The following is a 20,180-nucleotide window of genomic DNA, read 5'->3' as shown; positions in this document are numbered from 1 at the left end:
GCCGCTTTCACAGCGCCAACTGGCGCAATCGAACGGTTTTCAGACATCGCGCTGTGGTAGAACAAGGCACAGTGCCATCAGCGAGCCGCCGCCATGCCGTACGACGCCGCCCCGGAAAACCCCGTCTACCAGACCCTCCTCGAATCCACCCGCGCCATTCCCTGGAAGATCGACTGGCGATCCATGACCTTCGCCTACATCGGCCCGCAGATCGAAGACCTGCTGGGCTGGAGCCAGGCCAGTTGGGTCAGCGCCAACGACTGGGCCGAACGCATGCACCCGGAAGACCGCGAGCGCGTGGTGAACTTCTGCGTGTCGCAGTCCCGCGAGGGCACCGACCACGAGGCGGATTACCGCGCCCTCACCTCGACGGGCGATTACGTGTGGATCCGCGACGTGGTGCACGTGGTGCGCGACGACAACGGCGAAGTGGATTCGCTGGTCGGCTTCATGTTCGACATCAGCGAGCGCAAGCGCGCCGAAGAGCAGTTGATCATGCTGCAGCGCCAGCTGGAGGAGTACTCCTACAAGGACGGCCTGACCGGCGTGGCCAACCGGCGCATGTTCGATTCGGTGCTGGACACCGAATGGGGCAGCGCCCAGCGCAGCGGCCAGCCGCTTTCGCTGGTACTGCTGGATATCGACTACTTCAAGCAGTTCAACGATCACTACGGGCATATCCAGGGTGACGACTGCCTGCGCACCGTAGGCAAGGCCCTGGCCGGCAGCCTGCACCGCCCAAGGGACTTCATCGCGCGCTTCGGCGGCGAGGAGTTCGTGCTGGTGCTGCCGGAAACCGACAGCGAGGCCGCCCGGCAGATCGCCGAGCGCTGCCGCAGTGTGCTGCGCGAGCAGCAGATCAGCCATGAGAAGTCCGCCGTCTCCACCCTGCTGACCATCAGCCTCGGCGTCGGCACCGCCGTGCCCGCCTCCAGCGACCGTCCGCTGGACTTCGTCGCGGCGGTGGACCGCCTGCTCTACCAGGCCAAGCAGGCCGGGCGCGACCGGCTGATGGCGGGGCAGTGGAACCGCGGGGATGATTTGCGGCGCGATGCGCCAGAGGCTCCTGCGACGACCTGACTCGACCAAGCGGCCCGACGCCTGCGCCAGAGCTGTCTAAGCTCTATAGCCACACGCGCGTGCCGGCGGCAGCGCGGTGGCCTCACAAGGGCCGCCGAGCGTTGCGCCAACCCCTTGGAACACCTGGCCCGGAGCCGGCATTGCGTAGAGCCGACCCCGTAACCAGGACCCCTGACCATGCACGACATCGACCCCGTCGAAACCCAGGAATGGCTGGACGCGCTGGAATCCGTACTGGAGAAAGAAGGCGAAGACCGCGCCCATTACCTGATGACTCGCCTTGGCGAGCTGGCCAGCCGCACCGGCACGCAACTGCCCTACGCCATCACCACGCCCTACCGCAACACCATCCCGGTGGGCCATGAAGCCCGCATGCCGGGCGACCTGTTCATGGAGCGGCGCATCCGTTCGCTGGTGCGCTGGAACGCACTGGCCATGGTGATGCGCGCCAACCACAAGGACCCGTCGCTGGGTGGGCACATCTCCACCTTCGCCTCCTCGGCGACTCTCTACGACATCGGCTTCAACTACTTCTTCAACGGCCCCACCGAGGAACACGCCGGCGATCTGATCTACTTCCAGGGCCACGCCTCGCCGGGCATCTACGCGCGCGCCTACATCGAGGGCCTGCTCAGCGATCAGCAACTGGAAAACTTCCGCCAGGAAGTCGACGGCAAGGGCATTTCCTCCTACCCGCACCCACGGCTGATGCCGCACTTCTGGCAGTTCCCCACGGTATCCATGGGCTTGGGGCCGATCCAGGCGATCTACCAGGCGCGTTTCATGAAGTACCTGGAGAGCCGTGGCTTCATCCCCGCCGGCAAGCAGAAGGTCTGGTGCTTCCTTGGCGACGGCGAAACCGACGAGCCGGAATCCCTCGGCGCTATTTCCCTGGCCGGGCGCGAGAAGCTCGACAACCTGATCTTCGTGGTCAACTGCAACCTGCAGCGCCTGGACGGCCCGGTGCGCGGCAACGGCAAGATCATCCAGGAACTCGAAGGCGTGTTCCGCGGCGCCAACTGGAACGTGATCAAGGTGATCTGGGGGCGCTTCTGGGACCCGCTGTTCGCCAAGGACACCGCCGGCCTGCTGCAGGCCCGGATGGACGAGGCGGTGGACGGCGACTACCAGAACTACAAGGCCAAGGACGGTGCGTTCGTCCGCGAACACTTCTTCGGCACACGGCCGGAACTGCTGGAGATGGTCAAGGACCTCTCCGACGAGGAAGTCTGGAAGCTCAACCGCGGCGGCCACGATCCGTACAAGGTCTACGCCGCCTACCATGCGGCGGTGAACCACAAGGGCCAACCCAGCGTAGTGCTGGCCAAGACCATCAAGGGCTACGGCACCGGCACCGGCGAGGCGAAGAACATCGCCCACAACATCCACGAGATCGATGTCGAGAGCCTGCGCGCCTTCCGCGACCGTTTCGACATCCCGATCAAGGACGCCGACCTGCCCAAGCTGCCCTTCTACCGGCCCGACGAGGGCAGCGCCGAAGCGCGCTACCTGAAGGAGCGCCGCGCCTCGCTCGGCGGCTTCATGCCCCAGCGCCATGGCAACAGCCAGGCCATCCCGGCGCCGCCGCTGGAAACGCTCAAGGCGCTGCTGGAGGGTTCGGGCGACCGTGAAATCTCCACCACCATGGCCTTCGTGCGGATCATCTCGCAGCTGGTCAAGGACAAGGAGCTGGGCCAGCGCATCGTCCCGATCATCCCCGACGAGGCCCGCACCTTTGGCATGGAAGGCATGTTCCGCCAGCTCGGCATCTACTCCTCGGTGGGCCAGCTGTACGAGCCGGTCGACAAGGAACAGCTGATGTTCTACCGCGAGGACAAGAAGGGCCAGATTCTCGAGGAAGGCATCACCGAGGCCGGCGCCATGTCGTCGTTCATCGCCGCCGGCACCGCGTACAGCAACTACCGCCAGCCGATGCTGCCGTTCTACATCTTCTATTCGATGTTCGGCTTCCAGCGCATCGGCGACCTCGCCTGGGCGGCCGGCGACAGCCTCACACGCGGCTTCCTGCTCGGCGGCACCGCCGGGCGCACCACGCTCAACGGCGAGGGCCTGCAGCACGAGGACGGCCACAGCCACGTGCTGGCATCGGTCATCCCCAACTGCCGCACCTACGACCCGACCTACTCCTACGAGCTGGCGGTGATCATCCGCGAAGGCGTGCGGCAGATGATGGAGGAGCAGCAGGACGTCTTCTACTACATCACCGTGATGAACGAGAACTACCCCCACCCGCCCCTGCCCAAGGGCGCCGAAGAGGGCATCATCAAGGGCATGTACCTGCTCGACGAGGACAAGCGCGGCGCCGCGCACCACGTCCAGCTGCTCGGCTCGGGCACCATCCTGCGCGAGGTGGAAGCGGCGGCGAAAATCCTCCGCGAAGACTTCGGCATAGGCGCGGACATCTGGTCCGTCCCCAGCTTCAACGAACTGCGCCGTGACGGCCTGGCCGTGGAGCGCTGGAATCGCCTGCACCCGGGGCAGAAGCCACGGCCCAGCTACGTCGAGCAGTGCCTGGGAGGGCGGCGCGGGCCGGTGGTGGCGTCCACCGACTACATGAAGGTCTACGCCGAACAGATTCGCCAGTGGGTGCCAACCAAGGAATACAAGGTGCTGGGCACCGACGGCTTCGGCCGCAGCGACACCCGCGCCAGGCTGCGCCACTTCTTCGAGGTGGACCGCCATTGGGTGGTGCTCGCCGCGCTCGAGGCGCTGGCCGATCGCGGCGACATCGAGCCGAAAGTGGTGGCGGAAGCCATCGCCAAGTTCGGTCTCGATCCGGAAAAACCCAACCCGCTGGACTGCTAGAACCTGTTCAAGGTCTTGCCGAACGCAGCTCAGGCAAGGCGAGAGCAGGCGAGAAAGCGCAGTTTACGAGCGGTAAATGAGCATTTCGAGCCTGCTCTCAACGCCGCATGAGCAAGTGCAGGCAGACATTGAGCAGGTTCTGAGGAGAGGCACCGTGAGCGAGACTATCCGCGTACCCGACATCGGCAACGGCGAGGGCGAAGTCATCGAACTGCTGGTCAAGGTCGGCGACCGCATCGAGGCCGAGCAGAGCCTGCTGACGCTGGAATCGGACAAGGCCAGCATGGAAATCCCCGCGCCGAGGGCGGGCGTGGTGAAGGCCATCAAGGTGAAGGTCGGCGACACCCTCAAGGAAGGCGACGAGATTCTCGAACTGGAGGCCGAAGGTAGCGCCACCGCGGCCAAGGCCGAAGAGCCCGCCAAACCTGCCGCTGAGCCGCCCAAACCCGCCGCCGCACCAGCCCCGCAACCCGCGCCCGCGGGAGGTGGTGGCGTGGAAACCATCAAGGTGCCGGACATCGGCAACGGCCAGGGCGAGATCATCGAGGTCATGGTCAAGGTCGGCGACCGTATCGAGGCCGACCAGAGCCTGCTGACCCTGGAGTCCGACAAGGCCAGCATGGAGATTCCCGCGCCGAAGGCCGGGGTGGTGAAGGCCATCAAGGTGAAGATCGGCGACACGCTCAAGGAGGGTGACGACATCCTCGAGCTGGAAACCGAGGGCAGCGCACAGGCGGCCAGTGCGCCGGCCGCTGCGGCTCCAGCGCAACAGCAGCCGGCCGCTGCGCCGGCGCCAGCACCAGCCTCCGGCGGAGTCAGCGGAGGTGGCGGCATCGAGACCGTCCGCGTGCCGGATATCGGCAATGGCCAGGGCAACGTCATCGAACTGATGGTCAAGGTGGGCGACTCCATCGAGGCCGACCAGAGCCTGCTGACCCTGGAATCCGACAAGGCCAGCATGGAGATTCCCGCGCCCAGGGCCGGCGTGGTGAAAGCCATCAAGGTGAAGATCGGCGACACGCTCAAGGAAGGCGATGAGATCCTCGAACTGGAAGTCGCCGGTAGCGCCGCGCCCGCTCCTGCGCAGAGCGCCGAGCAACCCGCTCCAGCGCCCAGTGCAAAAGCCGAGCAACCCAAAGCACCGGCAGCCGCGCCCGTCGGCGCGCCGAGCCGCGACGGCAGCAAGGTCCATGCAGGCCCCGCCGTGCGCATGCTCGCCCGCGAGTTCGGCGTCGACCTGGCGCAGGTAACTGGCACCGGGCCCAAGGGCCGCATCCTCAAGGAGGACGTGCAGCTATTCGTGAAGGAGCAACTGCAACGCGGAAAATCAGGCTCGGCGGCAGGCGCCAGTGGCGGCGCGGGGATTCCGCCGATCCCGGAAATCGACTTCAGCAAGTTCGGCGAAATCGAAGAAGTGGCGATGACCCGCCTGATGCAGGTCGGCGCCAGCAACCTGCACCGCAGTTGGCTGAACGTGCCCCACGTGACCCAGTTCGAGTCCGCCGACATCACCGAGGCGGAAGCCTTCCGCATTGCGCAGAAAGCGGCGGCGGAAAAGGCCGGGACCAAGCTGACCATCCTGCCGATCCTGCTCAAGGCCTGCGCCCACCTGCTGCGCGAGTTGCCGGACTTCAACAGCTCGCTGGCCCCCAGCGGCAAGGCGCTGATCCGCAAGCATTACGTGCACATCGGTTTCGCCGTGGACACGCCGGATGGCCTGCTGGTGCCGGTGATCCGCGACGTGGACAAGAAGGGGCTGCTGCAGCTTGCCCTGGAGGCCGCCGAACTGGCGGAGAAGGCACGCACCAAGAAGCTCTCCGCCGACGCGATGCAGGGCGCCTGCTTCACCATCTCCAGCCTCGGGCACATTGGCGGCACGGGCTTCACGCCCATCGTCAATGCGCCGGAAGTGGCGATCCTCGGCGTGAGCAAGGCGACGATGCAGCCGGTGTGGGATGGCAAGGCCTTCCAGCCACGGCTGATGCTGCCGCTGTCGCTGTCCTATGACCACCGGGTGATCAACGGTGCGGCAGCGGCGCGGTTCACTCGGCGGCTGGGAGAGGTGCTGGGGGATATTCGCAGTCTGTTGCTGTAACCGGAACACGCCTGTTAGGAGCAAGCGTCCTCTTCGGAGAGGTCCGTGCCGTCGAATTTCCCTCACCCCAGCCCTCTCCCAGAGGGAGAGGGAGCCGACCGTGCCGGCTGACGCCGAAGTTTCATCCTTCACCGAACGGTCCCCTCTCCCCCTGGGAGAGGGTTAGGGTGAGGGCCGCCCCAAGCGCAGAGGCATCTCGTAGGAGCGGGCCCATGGGGCGCTGCTACAGGATCACCATCGCCATCGCCATCGCGGGTGACTACATCCGATCCAGCGGAATCCGCAGATAGCGCACGCCATTGGCTTCGGCCTCCGGCAACACGCCGCCACGCATGTTCACCTGGATCGACGGCCAGATCAGCGCCGGGGCGTTCAGCGTCGCATCGCGGGCCACGCGCATGGCGACGAAGGCATCCTCGCTGATGCCATCGTGGACATGCACGTTTTCCCTGCGCTCGCGTTCGACCGTGGTCTGGTGCTGGTGCTCCTCGCGCCCCTCCGTCAGGTAGTCGTGGCAGAGGAACAGCCAGGTTGAAGCGGGCAGCGCGAACAGCCGCTGTATTGACCGGTACAACTGCCGCGCATCGCCACCGGGAAAGTCGCAGCGGGCGGTGCCGTAGTCAGGCATGAACAACGTGTCGCCGACGAAGGCCGCATCGCCGATGCGGTAGGTCATGCAGGCCGGCGTGTGGCCGGGAGTGTGCAGGGCTTCGGCGTGCAGGCTGCCGATGCGGAAGGTCTCGCCGTCCGCGAACAGATGGTCGAACTGGCTGCCGTCGCAAGGGAAGTCTTCGCCCAGGTTGAACAGCCCGGCAAAGGTGCGCTGCACCTGGGCAATGCTGGAGCCGATGGCCAGGCGTCCGCCCAGTTCGCCCTTGAGCCACGCCGATGCGGACAGGTGGTCCGCATGCAGATGGGTTTCCAGCAGCCATTCCACCGTCAGGCCCTGTTCGCGCACATAGGCCGCGATGCGCCGGGCGCTGTCATGGCTGACCCGGCCCGCTGCGGCGTCATAGTCCAGCACCGGGTCGACAATGGCGCAACGGCTCGTGGCGGGGTCGGCGACCACGTAGCTGTAGGTGGACGTGGCGGTGTCGAAGAAGTGCTGGATACGGGCGGTCATGCCGGGTTCCTTGCTGTCGGGGCCGGAGCGCCGAGCGGTTTCTCGTAGCGCCAGGCATCGCTGCCGTCTTCGTAGAAACCGGCGCTGCGGGCAAAGCGGACGTAGCCGCTGCGCTGGTAAAGGCCAATGGCGCTGGCGTTGTCGGTGCGCACTTCCAGACGCAGGCGCCGGCAACCGCGCGCCCGGGCCTGCTCTTCGCAGCGCTCCAGCAGCGCAGCGCCAAGACCCTGCCCTCGCGCTTGCCAGGAAATCGCCAGGGAGTATAGGCGGGCGATATCCGAGCCCCGTTTCAACAGGAGCAACGCGTAACCCAGCAACCCGCCATCACGTTCGGCGACCAGCAGGATGGCGCTGGGTGCTCCGATCAGTCGGCGAAAGCTGCGGCCACTGATGCGATCCTGCTCGAAACACGCCTCTTCCAGCTCCAGCAAGTTCACCAGATCGGCCGGCGCGGCAAGGCGATATAACAGCGACATGGGCACTCCGTAAAACTTTCGTAATGAACCGGGACATTTCAGAAAGTTGCTGCTTAATAGACACACGGCAACTTCCAGACAGGTCCGTGAACAATGTCCTCGTTACACACTAACTTCCATGAAAAGTTCAGCGCAAGTTCCCTGCATGTCGTCGCCGACACCTCTGCGGAGCCTCCTTCAGCGAGGGCCAGCCGGGTTCTGATCATCGTCGAGCGCAAGGAAGACTGGGCGTCCTATATTCCCAGCGAAGATATGCTGAGCGCCCGCGAGTACCTGGAAGACTCGCATCAGTTCGAATCGGGAAAGCGCTTCCAGGTCATCAACCTGTGCCGCCACTATAAATATCTCGGCCACGGTTATTACTGTTCACTATTGGCCGAAGCGCGAGGCCACAAGGTCATTCCATCGGTACGTACCATCAGCGAACTGGCGAAGAAATCCCTCTACGGCCTGGCCCTGGACGGCCTGGAAAGATCCCTGGAAAAAGCCCTCGCCCAGCATCCCTGCGCCAGCACCGACGGCTTCACCCTGCGCCTGTATTTCGGCCATACGGAGCTTGAGCCGCTGCAGCCCATCGCCCGCCAACTGTTCGAGGCCTTCCCCTGCCCCATCCTGCTGGTGGACTTCCGCTGCACCGACGCCTGGCACATCGCGGGAATCCGCCCCGGCGCGCTGCACAAGCTGCGCGATAACCAGGAGGACCAGTTCGCCGACGCCCTCGACCGTTTCAGCCGGCGCGTCTGGCGCCAGCCCAATTCGCGGCGCCTGGCGCGCTACGACCTGGCCATCCTGCACAACCCGGCGGAAAGCCTGCCGCCCTCCAATGCCGGCGCCCTGGAAGGCTTCGTCCGGGTCGGCCGGAAACTGGGCATCGACGTCGAGCTGATCGAGAAAAAGGACTACGCGCGCCTGGCCGAGTACGACGCCCTGCTGATCCGCGAGACCACCAGCGTTGACGACCACACCTATCGCTTCGCCAAGAAAGCCGAGAGCGAGGGGCTGATCGTGATGGACGACCCGGCGTCGATCCTGCGCTGCACCAACAAGGTCTATCTCACCGATCTGCTGCGCAACCACGGCCTGGGCATGCCGGACACGGAAATCCTCTACAAGGACAACCCCCAGGAACTGGAGCGCGTCGGCGCGCGGCTGGGCTTCCCGCTGGTGCTGAAGATCCCCGACGGCTGCTTCTCCCGTGGCGTCTACAAGGTCGAGGACGCCCAGCAGCTGCGCAGCGTCAGCGCCGAGCTGTTCGAGCACTCGGTGCTGCTGCTCGCCCAGGAGTACCTCTACACCGAGTTCGACTGGCGCATCGGCATCCTCAACCGCCAGCCGGTGTTCGCCTGCCAGTACTTCATGTCCCGCGGGCACTGGCAGATCGTCCAGCACCAGGCCGACGGCGAGGTGATCGGCGAGTGCCGCACGCTGCCGGTGGAAAGCGCGCCGCCCGCCGTCGTCGAGCTGGCACTGAAGACCGCCAACCTGATCGGCGACGGCCTTTACGGCGTCGACCTGAAGGAGGTGGACGGCGAAGTGGTGGTGATCGAAGTGAACGACAACCCCAACCTCGACGCCGGCATCGAGGATGCCTGCCTCAAGGACGACCTCTACCGCCGGGTGCTGGAGGAGTTCATCCGCCGCCTGGAACTCAAGCGCCGCGGCCAGGCGCTCTGAGCGCACCGCCCAAGGAGAAGCCCATGGAAGCCACACAGATCGGCCTGACCATCCTGATCGCCATCGTCGTGTTCGGCACCGCGATCAATTACTTCGACCACCGCATGAAGCCACGCGAGGTGCGCGAACAGGCCCGGCGCAAGGCTCAGCCAAAGCGCACGCAGTAGATCGGCGGCAGGTTGGCGGAGAGGCATTGCCAGTGGTCGCCGCCATTCTCCGACAACCACAGGCCACCGGTGGTGGAGCCCATCGCCAGGCAGGCGCCGTCATCGTCGATGGCCAGGCCGTGGCGATAGACCAGGTCGAAAGCGGCGCCCTGGGGCAACCCGCCATCGAGCACCTCGAAGCTGGCGCCGCCATCGCGGGTACGGGTGACGACGAAGCGGGCGTCCACCGGAATCCGGCAGACGTCCTTCACCGCCGGAACGAACCACGCCGTGCCCGGCCGTGTCGGGTGGACGGCGACGGCGAAACCGAAACTCGAGGGTTCGACCGGTACGTCGTTCCAGCGCGAGCCGCCATCGGTCGAGGTGAAGATGCCATTGTGGTGCTGCACCCACAGGCGATCCGGCTGTGCCGGGCAATGCACCAGGCGGTGCGGGTCCTGGATGGCGCCCTCTTCGCGCAGCTCCGGCGGCATGTAGTCGGCGTACATGCCGGCGGTGCTCAGGCGCCAACTGGCGCCACCGTCATCGCTCTGCCAGACCCCGCCGCAGGACACGGCGACGGTCAGGTGCTGGCTGTCGCGCGGGTCGACGCTGACCGAGTGAATCCCCGGCCAGTCATAGCCGCCACCCATCCAGCGCGAGCGCTCGGGCACATCCCAGAGCGGGCGGTTCAACTCCCAGCTGTCGCCGCCGTCGCTGCTGCGGAACAGGCCGCCGGGAATGGTGCCGGCCCAGAGCACGCCGGGTTCGGCGGCGCCACCGGTTTCCAGGCACCAGATCTGTTGCAGGGTCCAGGGCGCGGGCGGCGCTTCGCCTTCCGCGGGTTCGGGCAGCGGGTCGGGTTGCGGCGGATAGGTCGGCACGCTGACTTCCTGCCAATCCTCCCCCGCGCGCTGGCGCCACAGCTTGCAGCCGAAGTGACCGAGATTGAGCGCGGCGTAGAGAGTGTCGTCGCGCGGATCGGCGAGCACCGTGCTCAGGGGCTCGCCGATGAAGTCGCGGCGGCATTCCCGCCAGCCATCCGCGCCACGCTGGAAGGTGAACAGGCCCTTGCGGGTTGCCACCAGCAGTCGATCATCCATTCTGCTCTCCTGAATTGCCGCCGCGTCTCAACCACCGCTCAAGGCCTGCACCACGTAGACCTCGCTGTCCGCCGCCAGCGCATCGCTGAGGCGGGCGCGGTCCCGCAGGCGCAGCCCGTCGATGAAAATCGTCAGGTGCCGGCGCAATCCGCCCTGGTCGTCCAGCAGGTAGCCGCGCAGCTTCGGCGCCTCGGCGAAGACCATTTCCAATGCGCCGGACAGCGTGTCCGCGGTCAGCTCGCGCTCCTCGATGGGAACGTGACGCTGGATCGACGGGGCGAAGGCGATACGGCACATGGGCGAACTCGCAACGGGCGCTGACTGCACCAGTCTAGGGCAGGCGCGACGGGTGTTCCGAGCGCTTCGACGGGATGCGCGGTGGCCACCGGAGCGGCTCTGCAACGGCCTTCACGGCGGCCATCGCCCGGCATTCAGTTTCGATAAAACGAAACCAAACGTCGTGAAAATCACATTTAACAAACCCATCCGCCGTGCGAGTCTCCGGGAATCGTCAGCCATAACCTTCGACATGCATCTGCTCGTTTCGCCCGCATCGCTGGAACCCGTCGCCGCCCGCAAGGCCGGCAGCGCTGTCCGCCTGCCGCGCAAACATGCCCGCTGGCTCGAACTGCAACCGCTGACCCTGCCTCTCGAACTGGCCTTCTGGGCGCTCTGGCACTGCCGCCACGCCCGTCCACCGGACAGCACCTCTCGCTGAGCGGGCGTCATCGCCCGGATTCCCTCGACGGAACTACGCTCAAGGACTGGCACAACGCCGTTCTCGAACAAGACGTAGCCCGTTGCATCGCTTGCCTGCCTTCAACCCTGCGCCCGTCGGCGCGGCCCAGGCCTGCAGGTCGTCAGCGCATCCGTGTGGATGCTAACGAGAGCCCCATGAATTTCGCCTCCGTGCAAGAAGCCCAGTATTTCCTGGCCCAGAACCCCGATATCGAGATGGTCGAGCTGTTCATCCTCGACGCCAACGGCGTGCCGCGCGGCAAGCTGCTGCACCGCGAGGAACTGCTCGCCGTGTACCAGTCCGGCCGGCCGCTGCCCAGCACCATTCTCGGCCTCACCCTGCACGGGGAGGATGTGGAGGATTCCGGGCTGGTCTGGGACGTGGGCGATATCGATTGCCGCGCCTATCCCCTGCAAGGCAGCCTGGTGCGCCTGCCCTGGCGGCAGATTCCTACGGCGGCGGTGCAGGTCAGCATGCACCCGGAGGAAGGCAAGCCGGCGGACATCGCCGATCCGCGCCATGTGCTGCTGCACGTGATCGACGGCCTCAAGGCCGATGGCTACCACCCGGTGATGGCCTGCGAGCTGGAGTTCTACCTGCTGGACGCCAAGCGCGATGCCAATGGCCGCCCGCAACCGGCGCTGGACGCCGACGGCGGTCGCCCGCGCGCCACGCAGGTTTATGGCCTGCGCGAGCTGGAGCAGATCGAGCCGTTCCTCGCCGACCTCTATGCCGCGTGCAAGGCCCAGGGCATTCCGGCGCGCACGGCGATTTCCGAATACGCGCCGGGCCAGGTGGAGATCACCCTGGAACACGGCGACGCGCTGCTCGCCATGGACCAGGCCGTGCGCTACAAGCGTCTGGTGAAAGGCGTGGCGCACAAGCACGGCATGCAGGCCTGCTTCATGGCCAAGCCGTTCGACGATCTGGCCGGCACCGGCATGCACATGCACGTGTCGCTGGCTGACGCCGAGGGCAACAATCTCTACGCCAGCGAAGACCCTGCCGGCACTCCGCTGCTGCGTCAGTCCGTGGGCGGCATGCTGAAAAGCCTGCTCGACTCGCTGCTGCTGTTCTGCCCCAACGCCAACTCCTACCGCCGCTTCCAGGCCAACAGCTACGCGCCGCTGGCACCGACCTGGGGCTGCGATAACCGCACCGTGAGCCTGCGCGTGCCGGGCGGCCCGGCCAACACCCGGCACGTCGAGCACCGCATCTGCGGCGCCGACGCCAACCCGTACCTGGCTGCCGCCGCCATCCTCGCCGGTATCCATCGCGGCATCCGCGAGGCCATCGACCCGGGCGCGCCGGTGGAAGGCAACGGCTACGCCCAGGCCAAGGAGCTGCTGCCCACCGACTGGCTCACCTCGCTGCGCGCGCTGGAGCGCTCCAGTTGGGCGCGCGATGCACTGGGGCACGAATTCCTCGGTGTCTACCTGAAGGTCAAGCAGGCCGAGTACCGCCAGTTCATGGGCGAGGTCGGCGAGCAGGACTGGCGCTGGTATCTGACGCAGGCTTGAGGCTGTGCTGATGGAACTGCAGCGCCCCTCACCCCAACCCTCTCCCACAGGGAGAGGGGGCCGTCCGTGCCGAGACGAGCTTTTCGCTCACTGATGCACCCGGCGAGAACCCAACTTCAAAGCCCGCTCCGATCAGTCCCCACTCCCTCTGGGAGAGAGTCAGGGTGAGGGAGAAGGGCCAAACGAACGAACAAGAAAGGAACACCGCAATGAACGCCGCTGTTAACCCCGCCACGCCCGCCCCCGAGCGCGCGAAGTCCTATTACTCCGCGAGCCTCAACGAAGAGACCAGCTACCCCACGCTGCAGGGCGAGGTGAACGTCGACATCGCCATCATCGGCGGCGGCTTCACCGGCGTCGCCACCGCCGTGGAGCTGGCCGAGCGCGGCTACAAGGTCGCCATCGTCGAGACCAACAAGGTCGGCTGGGGCGCCAGCGGGCGCAACGGCGGGCAGGTCACCGGCAGCCTCTCCGGCGATTCCGCCATGGAAAAGCAGATGCGCCAGTGGCTCGGCGACGACGTCGACGACTTCATCTGGCACCTGCGCTGGCGCGGCCACGAGATCATCATGAGCCGCGTGGAGAAATACGGCATCCAGTGCGACCTGAAGTTCGGCCACCTGCACGCGGCGATGAAGCAGTCGCACATGGACGAACTGAAGGCCACCTTCGATGACGCCAAACGCCGCGGCATGGGCGACGAGATCAGCCTGCTGGACGGCGCCGGCGTGCGCGCGCACCTGGAAAGCGATCTCTACTGCGGCGCCATCAAGAACACCCGCAACATGCACCTGCACCCGCTCAACCTGTGCATCGGCGAAGCCAAGGCCGCCGCCAGCCTGGGCGCGCTGATCTTCGAACATTCCGAAGTACTGGACATCATCCACGGCCCACGCCCGGCGGTGGTCACCTCCGGCGGACGGATCAACGCCGCGCAGGTGATGCTCGCCGGCGACGTCTACCACAAGCTGGAGCGCAAGCAGCTCAAGGGCATGATCTTCCCGGCCATGGGCGGCATCGTCACCACCAAGCCGCTGGGCGAGCTGGCCAAGCGCATCAACCCGCAGGACCTGGCCGTCTACGACTGCCGCTTCGTGCTCGACTACTACCGCATGACCGGCGACGGCCGCCTGCTTTTCGGCGGCGGCGCCAACTACTCGGGCCGCGACTCCCGCGACATCGCCGGCGAACTGCGCCCCTGCATCGAGCGCACCTTCCCGGCGCTCAAGGGCGTGGACATCGAGTTCCAGTGGAGCTGCGCCATGGGCATCGTGATGAACCGCATCCCGCAGCTGGGCAAGCTGTCGGAGAACGTCTGGTACTGCCAGGGCTACTCCGGCCACGGCGTGGCGACCACCCACATCATGGGCGAGATCATGGCCACGGCGATGACCGGCGACCTGGAGAAGTTCGATACCTTCGCCCAGTGCAAGCACATCCGCGTGCCCATGGGCGACGTCTTCGGCAACCCGATGCTGGCGGCGGGCATGTGGTACTACCAGATGATGGAGAAGCTGCGCTAACGGCCTGCTCCGGAGCCAGTCTGCAGGAGCGAGCCGCACTCTGCCGACCTGCCCGGCAAACGCCTATCTAGGATGGCGTGGAGCGCAGCGATACCCATCGATGGCCAGGCACCGGCAGCATGGGTATCGCAAGCTCCACCCATCCTACGTTCGTGCTGAAGGCCGGGGTTTACGTTGCGCGCGCACGGCTCTTCGTAGGAGCGAGCTTGCTCGCGAACCCGCCCCCGCCGCGAGCCCCGTTCGCGAGTTTTGTAGGGCGAATAACGCGCCAGCGTTATCCGCCGTAGGAGCAACGGCGGATAACCTGTTCCAGGTTATTCGCCCTACGGTCTGGCTCCGGCGCTCCAGGGCTGCGCGAAACGCCCCGCAACAACCGCCCTCTCCGCCCGTACCCGCAGCCACTCGACACCACCGCCCCGCTCAGGGATAAAGGCTCCACTTCGCGCACCAGGAGTGAGCAGCCATGCGTTTCCCCTCGATGACCGCCCTGCGCGTGCTGGACGCCGTCGCCCGCCTGGGCAGCCTGTCCGGCGCGGCGAGCGAGCTGAGCCTGACCCGCAGCGCGGTCAGCCACCAGTTGCACAGCCTGGAAGACTGCCTGGGCATCCCGCTGACCGAACGGGTTGGCCGCGGCATTGCGCTGACCTACCACGGCGAGTGCTTCGCCCGCGAAACCCAGCGCGCCCTGGCCATCCTCAACGAGGCGCGGCGCTTCGCCAACGCCGAGGAAGTCTCCGGCCGCCTGTGCGTGAGCTGCACGCCGGGCTTCGCCACCTACTGGCTGTGCCACCAGATCGGCAAGTTCCAGCGCGCCCACCCGCAGGTGGAGCTGAATCTGGTTTCCCCCCGCGTCCCCGACGATGTCAGCGATCGTGACGTCGACCTGTTCATCGCCTACGGCGTGGGCGACTGGCAGGACCTGCACGTGGACCTGATCGCCACCCTGGACACTTTCCCGGTGTGCAGCCCGTCGCTGATCAACTCCGTCGGCGGCCTCGATTCGCCGGAAGACCTCGCCAGCCTGCCCTTCCTGCACATGGTCGATCACTCCGACTGGCTGCTGTGGACCGCCGCCGCCGGGGTGAAGAACCTCAACGTGCGCAACGGCATCGTCTTCTCCGACGCGCACCTGGTGCAATCGGCGGCCATCGCCGGCCAGGGCGTGGCCATGGGCGATGCGCTGGTCAGCGGTGACGCCATGGCCAAGGGCCAATTGGTGCGCCTGTTCAACGTCGCCATCGAGCCGCCCAATCGCTACTACTTCGTCACCGACCCGGCCAAGTCCGAACGCCCCGACGTACGGGCCTTCAAGGCCTGGATGAAGGCCGAGCTGCGGATGTCCGAGCAGTTCCGCCAGAATGCGCGCCACGCGCTGATTGGTGAGTGATTTCGAACAATGAGGGCAAAAAAACGCGATTGAAGCGAAGAGAGATTTGACAATACTGCGTTAAAAAAAGGCCGCTGATTTTTACCTGATCCTCACCCGGCGGCTGCTCGAACAAGAACAAGAAATCGAGGTAAGTGCAGTGGAGCGACAGCCCCAACTACGTGCGATCGGCATCGGCAAGAGCTACGGCAGTTTCAACGCGCTGGATGGCGTGAACATCGACATCCAGCAGGGTGAGTTCCTCACTCTCCTTGGCCCCTCGGGCTCCGGCAAGACCACCTTCCTGATGATCCTCGCCGGCTTCCAGGACCCATCCCGCGGTCGTCTGGAGGAAGGCGGCGCCGACATCACCAGGCGCCCCGCCGAGAAGCGCAACTTCGGCATGGTGTTCCAGGGCTACGCCCTGTTCCCGCACATGAGCATCGAGGACAACGTCGCCTTCCCGCTGAAGATCCGCGGGGTGAAGGCCGAGGAACGCAACCGCCGCGTGCGCCACATGCTGGAAGTGGTCGGCCTCGGCGAGCACCTGGGCAAGCGCCCCGGCGAGCTCTCCGGCGGCCAGCAGCAACGCGTCGCCATCGCCCGTGCCCTGGTCTTCGAACCGGACATGCTGCTGCTCGACGAACCGCTCTCCGCCCTCGACAAGAACCTGCGCGAGCAACTGCAGGCTGAGCTGCAACGCATCCACCGCCAGGTCGGCACCACCTTCGTCTTCGTCACCCACGACCAGAACGAAGCCCTCGCCCTGTCCACTCGCATCGCCATCTTCAACCGTGGCCAACTGGCCCAGGTCGACGCGCCGGAAATCATCTACAACCAGCCGAACAACCGCTTCGTCGCCGAATTCCTCGGCAAGATGAACCTCTTCCCGCTGAGCCAGGTGGGCCGCGCCGGCGAGCTGGCCTGCGGGCGCTTCGGCGAGACCGAACTGCGCGCCAGCTACTCTCCCGCCCTGCAGGCCGACGCGCCGCTGCTGGCGGTACGCCCCGAGCACATGCAGCTGCACAGCGCTCCGCCACAGGTGAATGGCCACAACGTGGTGCAGGCCGTGCTGACCGCCAAGACCTACCAGGGCGCCAGCACCGAGCTGTGCCTGGGTGCCGGCGCCGAAGGCAAGTTGCCGATGAGCCTGGCCGTACACGCCGACCACCAGGCCTCGCGCCTGGAGCACGGCTCGAAGGTCTGGCTGAGCTGGCCCATCGAGAAAAGCCTGCTGCTGGCCTGAGCCGCCAAACGCGTTAGTCCCCTTTTCGCCATCCCACCTGATCGGGAGCTGCCCCCATGTTCAATCCGAAAGAGTTCAATCCGCACCAGCAAGACTGCATCGAAGTCCTCATCGAAAAGACCCGTCGCGGCCAGATCGACCGCCGTACCTTCCTCAAGGGCATGGGCCTGATGGCCGCCCTGCCGCTGGCGCTGCGCAACGGCGTGAGCTTCGCCGCCGGCGACAAGCCGCTGGTGGTGGTGAACTGGGGCGGCGACGCCATCAAGGCCTTCGGCAAGGCCTGGACCGAGGGCTTTTCCAAGGCCACCGGCATCCCGACCAAGATCGACGGCAGCGGCCCCACCGAGGGCGCCATCCGCACCCAGCTGTCCAGCGGCCGGGTGAGCTGGGACGTGGTCGACGCGGAAAGCTCGATCCTGCAGAACCTCGGCAAGGAAGGCCTGGTGCAGCCGATCGACTACAACGTCGTCTCCAGGGACAAGGTGCTGCCCGGCTTCGCCTACGAATACGGCATCGCCGACTACATGCTCAGCTACGTGATCGCCTACGACAGCGAGCGCTTCGGCGACAAAGTGCCGAAGACCTGGGCGGACTTCTGGGACGTGAAGACCTTCCCCGGCAAGCGCACCCTCTACAAGTGGATGAACGGCATGCTGGAGGCCGCGCTGCTGGCCGACGGCGTGACGCCGGACAAGCTCTACCCGCTGGACGTGCCGCGCGCCATGAAGAAGATCGAGGAGCTGAAGCCCCACGTACTGGCCTTCTGGGGCTCGGGCGCGGAAACCCAGCAGTTGCTGATCGAGGGCGAAGTCTCCATGGGCGCGATCTGGAACACCCGCGCCCAGGTAATCACCGAGGACAGCGAAGACCGCATCAAGTGGACCTTCGACAACGCCCTGCTGGGCTGCAGCAACTGGGGCGTGCTCAAGGGCAACCCGGCCGGCACCGAGGCCGCGATGAAGTTCATCGCCTACGCCCAGGACCCGCAATCCCAGGTCGAGCTGTTCAAGATGTTCGGCAACGGCCCGGCCAACCCCGCCGCCGCCGCGCTGATCCCCGAGGACCGCAAGCACCTCAACTGCACCGATCCGGCAAACCTGCCCAAGCAGATCATGCTCAGCCACGAGTGGTACACCGACCACTACGCGGCGACCCTGGAGCAGTACCTGACCCACATTTCCAAGTGACGCGGAGCGCAGGTCATGGCCGATAACGCCCCCTCGCGGCTGAAGCTGGGCGCCCTGCTGCTGCCGCTGCCGGTTGTCCTGTTCGTGTTCTACGTACTGCCCTTCCTCGGCGTGCTCGGCTGGAGCGTGACCCTGCCGGAGCCGGGGATCGAGCAGTACCAGCGGATCATGACGGACCCGGCGATCCACGACGTGCTCTGGCGGACCTTCCGCCTGTGCACCACGGTCAGCGTGATCTCCCTGCTGATCGCCTACCTGATGGCCTACTGCTGGGTCTACAGCCCGCCGTTCTGGCAGCGCGTGGTGGAAATCTGCGTGTTCATCCCGTTCTGGCTGTCGGTGCTGGTGCGTGCCTTCGGCTGGCTGATCGCCCTGCGCAGCAACGGGCTGCTCAACGACTGGCTGCAGTACCTGGGCATCACCAACGAGCCCTTGCAGCTCACGCGCAACGAACTGGGGGTGGTGATCGGCATGGTCCACTTCATGGTGCCATTCGCGCTGTTCCCGCTGGTCTCGACCATGCGCCGCCTCGACCCGCGCGTGCTGCTGGCCGCGCGCGGCCTGGGCGCCGGACAGATGCGCACCTTCTGGAGCATCTTCGTGCCGCAGACCATTCCCGGCATCCTCGGCGCCTTCATCATCGTCTTCGTGTTCTGCCTGGGCTTCTTCATCACCCCGGCGATCCTCGGCGGTGGGCAGACGGTGATGGTGGCCGAGTACGTCTACCTGCAGATGTTCCAGACCAGCAACTGGGGCCTGGGTGCGGCGCTTTCAGTGGTGCTGCTGGCATTGGTGAGCGGGATGATCTGGGCGCTGCTGCGCATGACCCGCGTCGACAAGCTGGTCGGCTGAGGAGCGAGGGCCTGTTGTCGTTTCGCGACGACCGCGACCCAGGCCCATTTGGCGCAGAGCAAGGCGCGAGGAGAGAGGTTTGGTGATCCAGATGAACGACGAGCAACGCGGCACTGCGCCAAATGGGCCCCGTCCCTCCGGGTTGCGCGGCAAATCGCGCCATGCTGCGTTGCAGGACTTGCCAAGGGAATAACCATTACCTGCGTCCCGCGCCTTGCCTGGCGCGATTTGACGCGGCAACGCGGCTCGCCGCGAAACGACAACAGGCCCTCATGATGAATGCACACGAAACCAAAGCCCCCAGCCGCCTGCTGGCGACCATGGCGATGATCTTCATGATCTTCCCGCTGCTGGCGGTGATTCCGGTGTCCTTCACCAGCAAGCGCTTCCTCTCGATGCCCAACGGCAACTGGTCGCTGCGGCATTACCAGGCGCTGCTGGACAGCCCGGAATGGCTCTCGGCGATCAGCCAGAGCCTGATCGTCGCCACCGCCACCTGCATCATCGCTACCGCCCTGGCGGTGAGCTTCAGCCTCGGCATCTGGTACCTGCGCTCGCGCCTGGCGACCCTGCTGATCGGCCTGGTGCTGCTGCCCATGGCGATCCCGCCGATGATCTCGGCGATGGTCCTGTACTTCATGGAAACCAAGGTCAGCCAGTTCGCCCCCGGCTTGGGCTACGACACCCTGGTCGGCCTGACCATCGCGCACATCGTGATGGTGGTGCCCTACGGCGTGGTGACCATGCTGGTGGCGCTCAGCCAACTGGACCGACGCATCGAGCTGGCCGCGCGCAACCTCGGCGCGAGCCTGGGCCAGACCACCTTCATGGTGGTGCTGCCGAACCTCAAGCTGGGCGTGGCGAGCACGGCGCTGCTGTGCTTTGCGCTGAGCTGGGAGGAAATCGCGGTGACGCTGTTCGTTACCAGCACCGAGGTGAACACGTTGCCCCGGCAGATCTGGTCCGGCCTGCGCGACAACATCGACCCGGCGGTGGCGGCGATCTCGGTGGTGCTGATCGCCCTGACCTTCGTCGCGCTGATCGGGCGGATGATCGCCCAGAAGATTGCAGCACGCCCGGCAGGAAGCTGAAGCCTTTCCCTGTAGGAGCGAGCTTGCTCCTACAAAAAAGCGCTATCGCCGGTGATTCTGCGGCCGAAACTCAGCGTAGGAGCGGACTCCGTCCGCGATCGCGCATCGGCCACTCCCTGCGACAACCGAGCGG

At 65.9% G+C, this 20,180-nt stretch carries 17 protein-coding genes; 13 read left to right on the top strand and 4 right to left on the bottom strand.

Features of this window, described 5'->3' with window-relative positions; all coding sequences use genetic code 11:
- Positions 1-93 precede the first annotated feature (93 nt).
- The 3 genes from N5C91_RS20770 (at position 94) to aceF (ending at position 6,001) form a co-directional block, all read left to right on the top strand.
- Positions 94-1,080, top strand: coding sequence for a sensor domain-containing diguanylate cyclase (locus N5C91_RS20770; RefSeq protein WP_279831694.1), 987 nt, complete (start codon positions 94-96; stop codon positions 1,078-1,080).
- A gap of 177 nt (positions 1,081-1,257) precedes the next feature.
- Positions 1,258-3,906, top strand: a complete 2,649-nt coding sequence (gene aceE / locus N5C91_RS20765; protein WP_236198740.1) for a pyruvate dehydrogenase (acetyl-transferring), homodimeric type — start codon at positions 1,258-1,260, stop codon at positions 3,904-3,906.
- Between the two features lie 154 nt (positions 3,907-4,060).
- Positions 4,061-6,001: a dihydrolipoyllysine-residue acetyltransferase gene (aceF, locus tag N5C91_RS20760; protein ID WP_279831691.1), complete on the top strand. Its 1,941-nt coding sequence runs from the start codon at positions 4,061-4,063 to the stop codon at positions 5,999-6,001.
- Positions 6,002-6,260: 259 nt separating this feature from the next.
- Here the strand turns inward: aceF and N5C91_RS20755 are convergent, their stop codons facing one another.
- Positions 6,261-7,124, bottom strand: a complete 864-nt coding sequence (locus N5C91_RS20755; protein ID WP_279831690.1) for an MBL fold metallo-hydrolase — start codon at positions 7,122-7,124, stop codon at positions 6,261-6,263.
- The gene (locus N5C91_RS20750; protein ID WP_279831689.1) at positions 7,121-7,600 is read right to left on the bottom strand and encodes an N-acetyltransferase; all 480 of its coding nucleotides are present in this window, start codon (positions 7,598-7,600) and stop codon (positions 7,121-7,123) included. The genes N5C91_RS20755 and N5C91_RS20750 overlap by 4 nt, the downstream gene beginning before the upstream one ends.
- Positions 7,601-7,693: 93 nt before the next feature.
- On the opposite strand from N5C91_RS20750, the gene N5C91_RS20745 reads away from it, so the two are divergent.
- Positions 7,694-9,274: a RimK family protein gene (locus N5C91_RS20745; RefSeq protein WP_279831688.1), complete on the top strand. Its 1,581-nt coding sequence runs from the start codon at positions 7,694-7,696 to the stop codon at positions 9,272-9,274.
- A gap of 23 nt (positions 9,275-9,297) precedes the next feature.
- Positions 9,298-9,441, top strand: coding sequence for a hypothetical protein (locus N5C91_RS20740; protein WP_236198736.1), 144 nt, complete (start codon positions 9,298-9,300; stop codon positions 9,439-9,441).
- Here N5C91_RS20740 and N5C91_RS20735 read toward each other — a convergent pair.
- Together N5C91_RS20735 and N5C91_RS20730 are read right to left on the bottom strand one after the other, a co-directional pair.
- On the bottom strand, positions 9,420-10,523 hold the full coding sequence (locus N5C91_RS20735; protein WP_279831686.1) for an exo-alpha-sialidase: 1,104 nt from the start codon (positions 10,521-10,523) through the stop codon (positions 9,420-9,422). The two genes, N5C91_RS20740 and N5C91_RS20735, sit on opposite strands and share 22 nt — an antisense overlap.
- Before the next feature lie 27 nt (positions 10,524-10,550).
- Complete coding sequence (locus N5C91_RS20730; protein WP_054909907.1) at positions 10,551-10,820, bottom strand: MoaD/ThiS family protein; 270 nt, start codon at positions 10,818-10,820, stop codon at positions 10,551-10,553.
- Between the two features lie 232 nt (positions 10,821-11,052).
- On the opposite strand from N5C91_RS20730, the gene N5C91_RS20725 reads away from it, so the two are divergent.
- From N5C91_RS20725 to N5C91_RS20690, 8 genes are all read left to right on the top strand, one after another.
- Complete coding sequence (locus tag N5C91_RS20725) at positions 11,053-11,241, top strand: hypothetical protein (protein WP_024763537.1); 189 nt, start codon at positions 11,053-11,055, stop codon at positions 11,239-11,241.
- 176 nt (positions 11,242-11,417) lie between these two features.
- Positions 11,418-12,782 (top strand): glutamine synthetase family protein, encoded by a 1,365-nt coding sequence (locus N5C91_RS20720; protein WP_279831683.1) that lies wholly within the window; start codon positions 11,418-11,420, stop codon positions 12,780-12,782.
- 209 nt (positions 12,783-12,991) lie between these two features.
- Positions 12,992-14,305, top strand: a complete 1,314-nt coding sequence (locus N5C91_RS20715; RefSeq protein ID WP_279831682.1) for an FAD-binding oxidoreductase — start codon at positions 12,992-12,994, stop codon at positions 14,303-14,305.
- A 463-nt stretch (positions 14,306-14,768) separates the two neighbouring features.
- Positions 14,769-15,692 (top strand): LysR substrate-binding domain-containing protein, encoded by a 924-nt coding sequence (locus N5C91_RS20710; protein ID WP_037018793.1) that lies wholly within the window; start codon positions 14,769-14,771, stop codon positions 15,690-15,692.
- A gap of 139 nt (positions 15,693-15,831) precedes the next feature.
- The gene (locus N5C91_RS20705) at positions 15,832-16,917 is read left to right on the top strand and encodes an ABC transporter ATP-binding protein (protein ID WP_236198733.1); all 1,086 of its coding nucleotides are present in this window, start codon (positions 15,832-15,834) and stop codon (positions 16,915-16,917) included.
- A gap of 56 nt (positions 16,918-16,973) precedes the next feature.
- Complete coding sequence (locus N5C91_RS20700) at positions 16,974-18,104, top strand: ABC transporter substrate-binding protein (RefSeq protein WP_236170716.1); 1,131 nt, start codon at positions 16,974-16,976, stop codon at positions 18,102-18,104.
- A gap of 15 nt (positions 18,105-18,119) precedes the next feature.
- Positions 18,120-18,956, top strand: coding sequence for an ABC transporter permease (locus N5C91_RS20695; RefSeq protein ID WP_236170717.1), 837 nt, complete (start codon positions 18,120-18,122; stop codon positions 18,954-18,956).
- A gap of 275 nt (positions 18,957-19,231) precedes the next feature.
- Positions 19,232-20,047: an ABC transporter permease gene (locus N5C91_RS20690; protein WP_236170718.1), complete on the top strand. Its 816-nt coding sequence runs from the start codon at positions 19,232-19,234 to the stop codon at positions 20,045-20,047.
- Positions 20,048-20,180: the final 133 nt, after the last annotated feature.

The organism is Pseudomonas sp. GD03903, from assembly GCF_029840045.1.
GTDB classification, from domain to species: Bacteria; Pseudomonadota; Gammaproteobacteria; order Pseudomonadales; family Pseudomonadaceae; genus Pseudomonas; species Pseudomonas pseudonitroreducens.
The sequence above is the reverse complement of the archived record's forward strand: the minus strand, read 5'-3'. Positions and strand labels throughout refer to the sequence as shown.

Bases quoted from the DNA above. Each gene is read 5' to 3' on its own strand.
- N5C91_RS20740 (WP_236198736.1), top strand. From the start codon at position 9,298: ATGGAAGCCACACAGATCGGCCTGACCATCCTGATCGCCATCGTCGTG.
- N5C91_RS20710 (WP_037018793.1), top strand. From the start codon at position 14,769: ATGCGTTTCCCCTCGATGACCGCCCTGCGCGTGCTGGACGCCGTCGCC.
- N5C91_RS20735 (WP_279831686.1), bottom strand. From the start codon at position 10,523: ATGGATGATCGACTGCTGGTGGCAACCCGCAAGGGCCTGTTCACCTTC.
- N5C91_RS20755 (WP_279831690.1), bottom strand. From the start codon at position 7,124: ATGACCGCCCGTATCCAGCACTTCTTCGACACCGCCACGTCCACCTAC.
- N5C91_RS20720 (WP_279831683.1), top strand. From the start codon at position 11,418: ATGAATTTCGCCTCCGTGCAAGAAGCCCAGTATTTCCTGGCCCAGAAC.
- N5C91_RS20730 (WP_054909907.1), bottom strand. From the start codon at position 10,820: ATGTGCCGTATCGCCTTCGCCCCGTCGATCCAGCGTCACGTTCCCATC.
- N5C91_RS20750 (WP_279831689.1), bottom strand. From the start codon at position 7,600: ATGTCGCTGTTATATCGCCTTGCCGCGCCGGCCGATCTGGTGAACTTG.
- aceE (WP_236198740.1), top strand. From the start codon at position 1,258: ATGCACGACATCGACCCCGTCGAAACCCAGGAATGGCTGGACGCGCTG.
- N5C91_RS20725 (WP_024763537.1), top strand. From the start codon at position 11,053: ATGCATCTGCTCGTTTCGCCCGCATCGCTGGAACCCGTCGCCGCCCGC.
- N5C91_RS20715 (WP_279831682.1), top strand. From the start codon at position 12,992: ATGAACGCCGCTGTTAACCCCGCCACGCCCGCCCCCGAGCGCGCGAAG.
- N5C91_RS20770 (WP_279831694.1), top strand. From the start codon at position 94: ATGCCGTACGACGCCGCCCCGGAAAACCCCGTCTACCAGACCCTCCTC.
- N5C91_RS20695 (WP_236170717.1), top strand. From the start codon at position 18,120: ATGGCCGATAACGCCCCCTCGCGGCTGAAGCTGGGCGCCCTGCTGCTG.
- N5C91_RS20745 (WP_279831688.1), top strand. From the start codon at position 7,694: ATGTCCTCGTTACACACTAACTTCCATGAAAAGTTCAGCGCAAGTTCC.
- N5C91_RS20700 (WP_236170716.1), top strand. From the start codon at position 16,974: ATGTTCAATCCGAAAGAGTTCAATCCGCACCAGCAAGACTGCATCGAA.
- N5C91_RS20690 (WP_236170718.1), top strand. From the start codon at position 19,232: ATGAATGCACACGAAACCAAAGCCCCCAGCCGCCTGCTGGCGACCATG.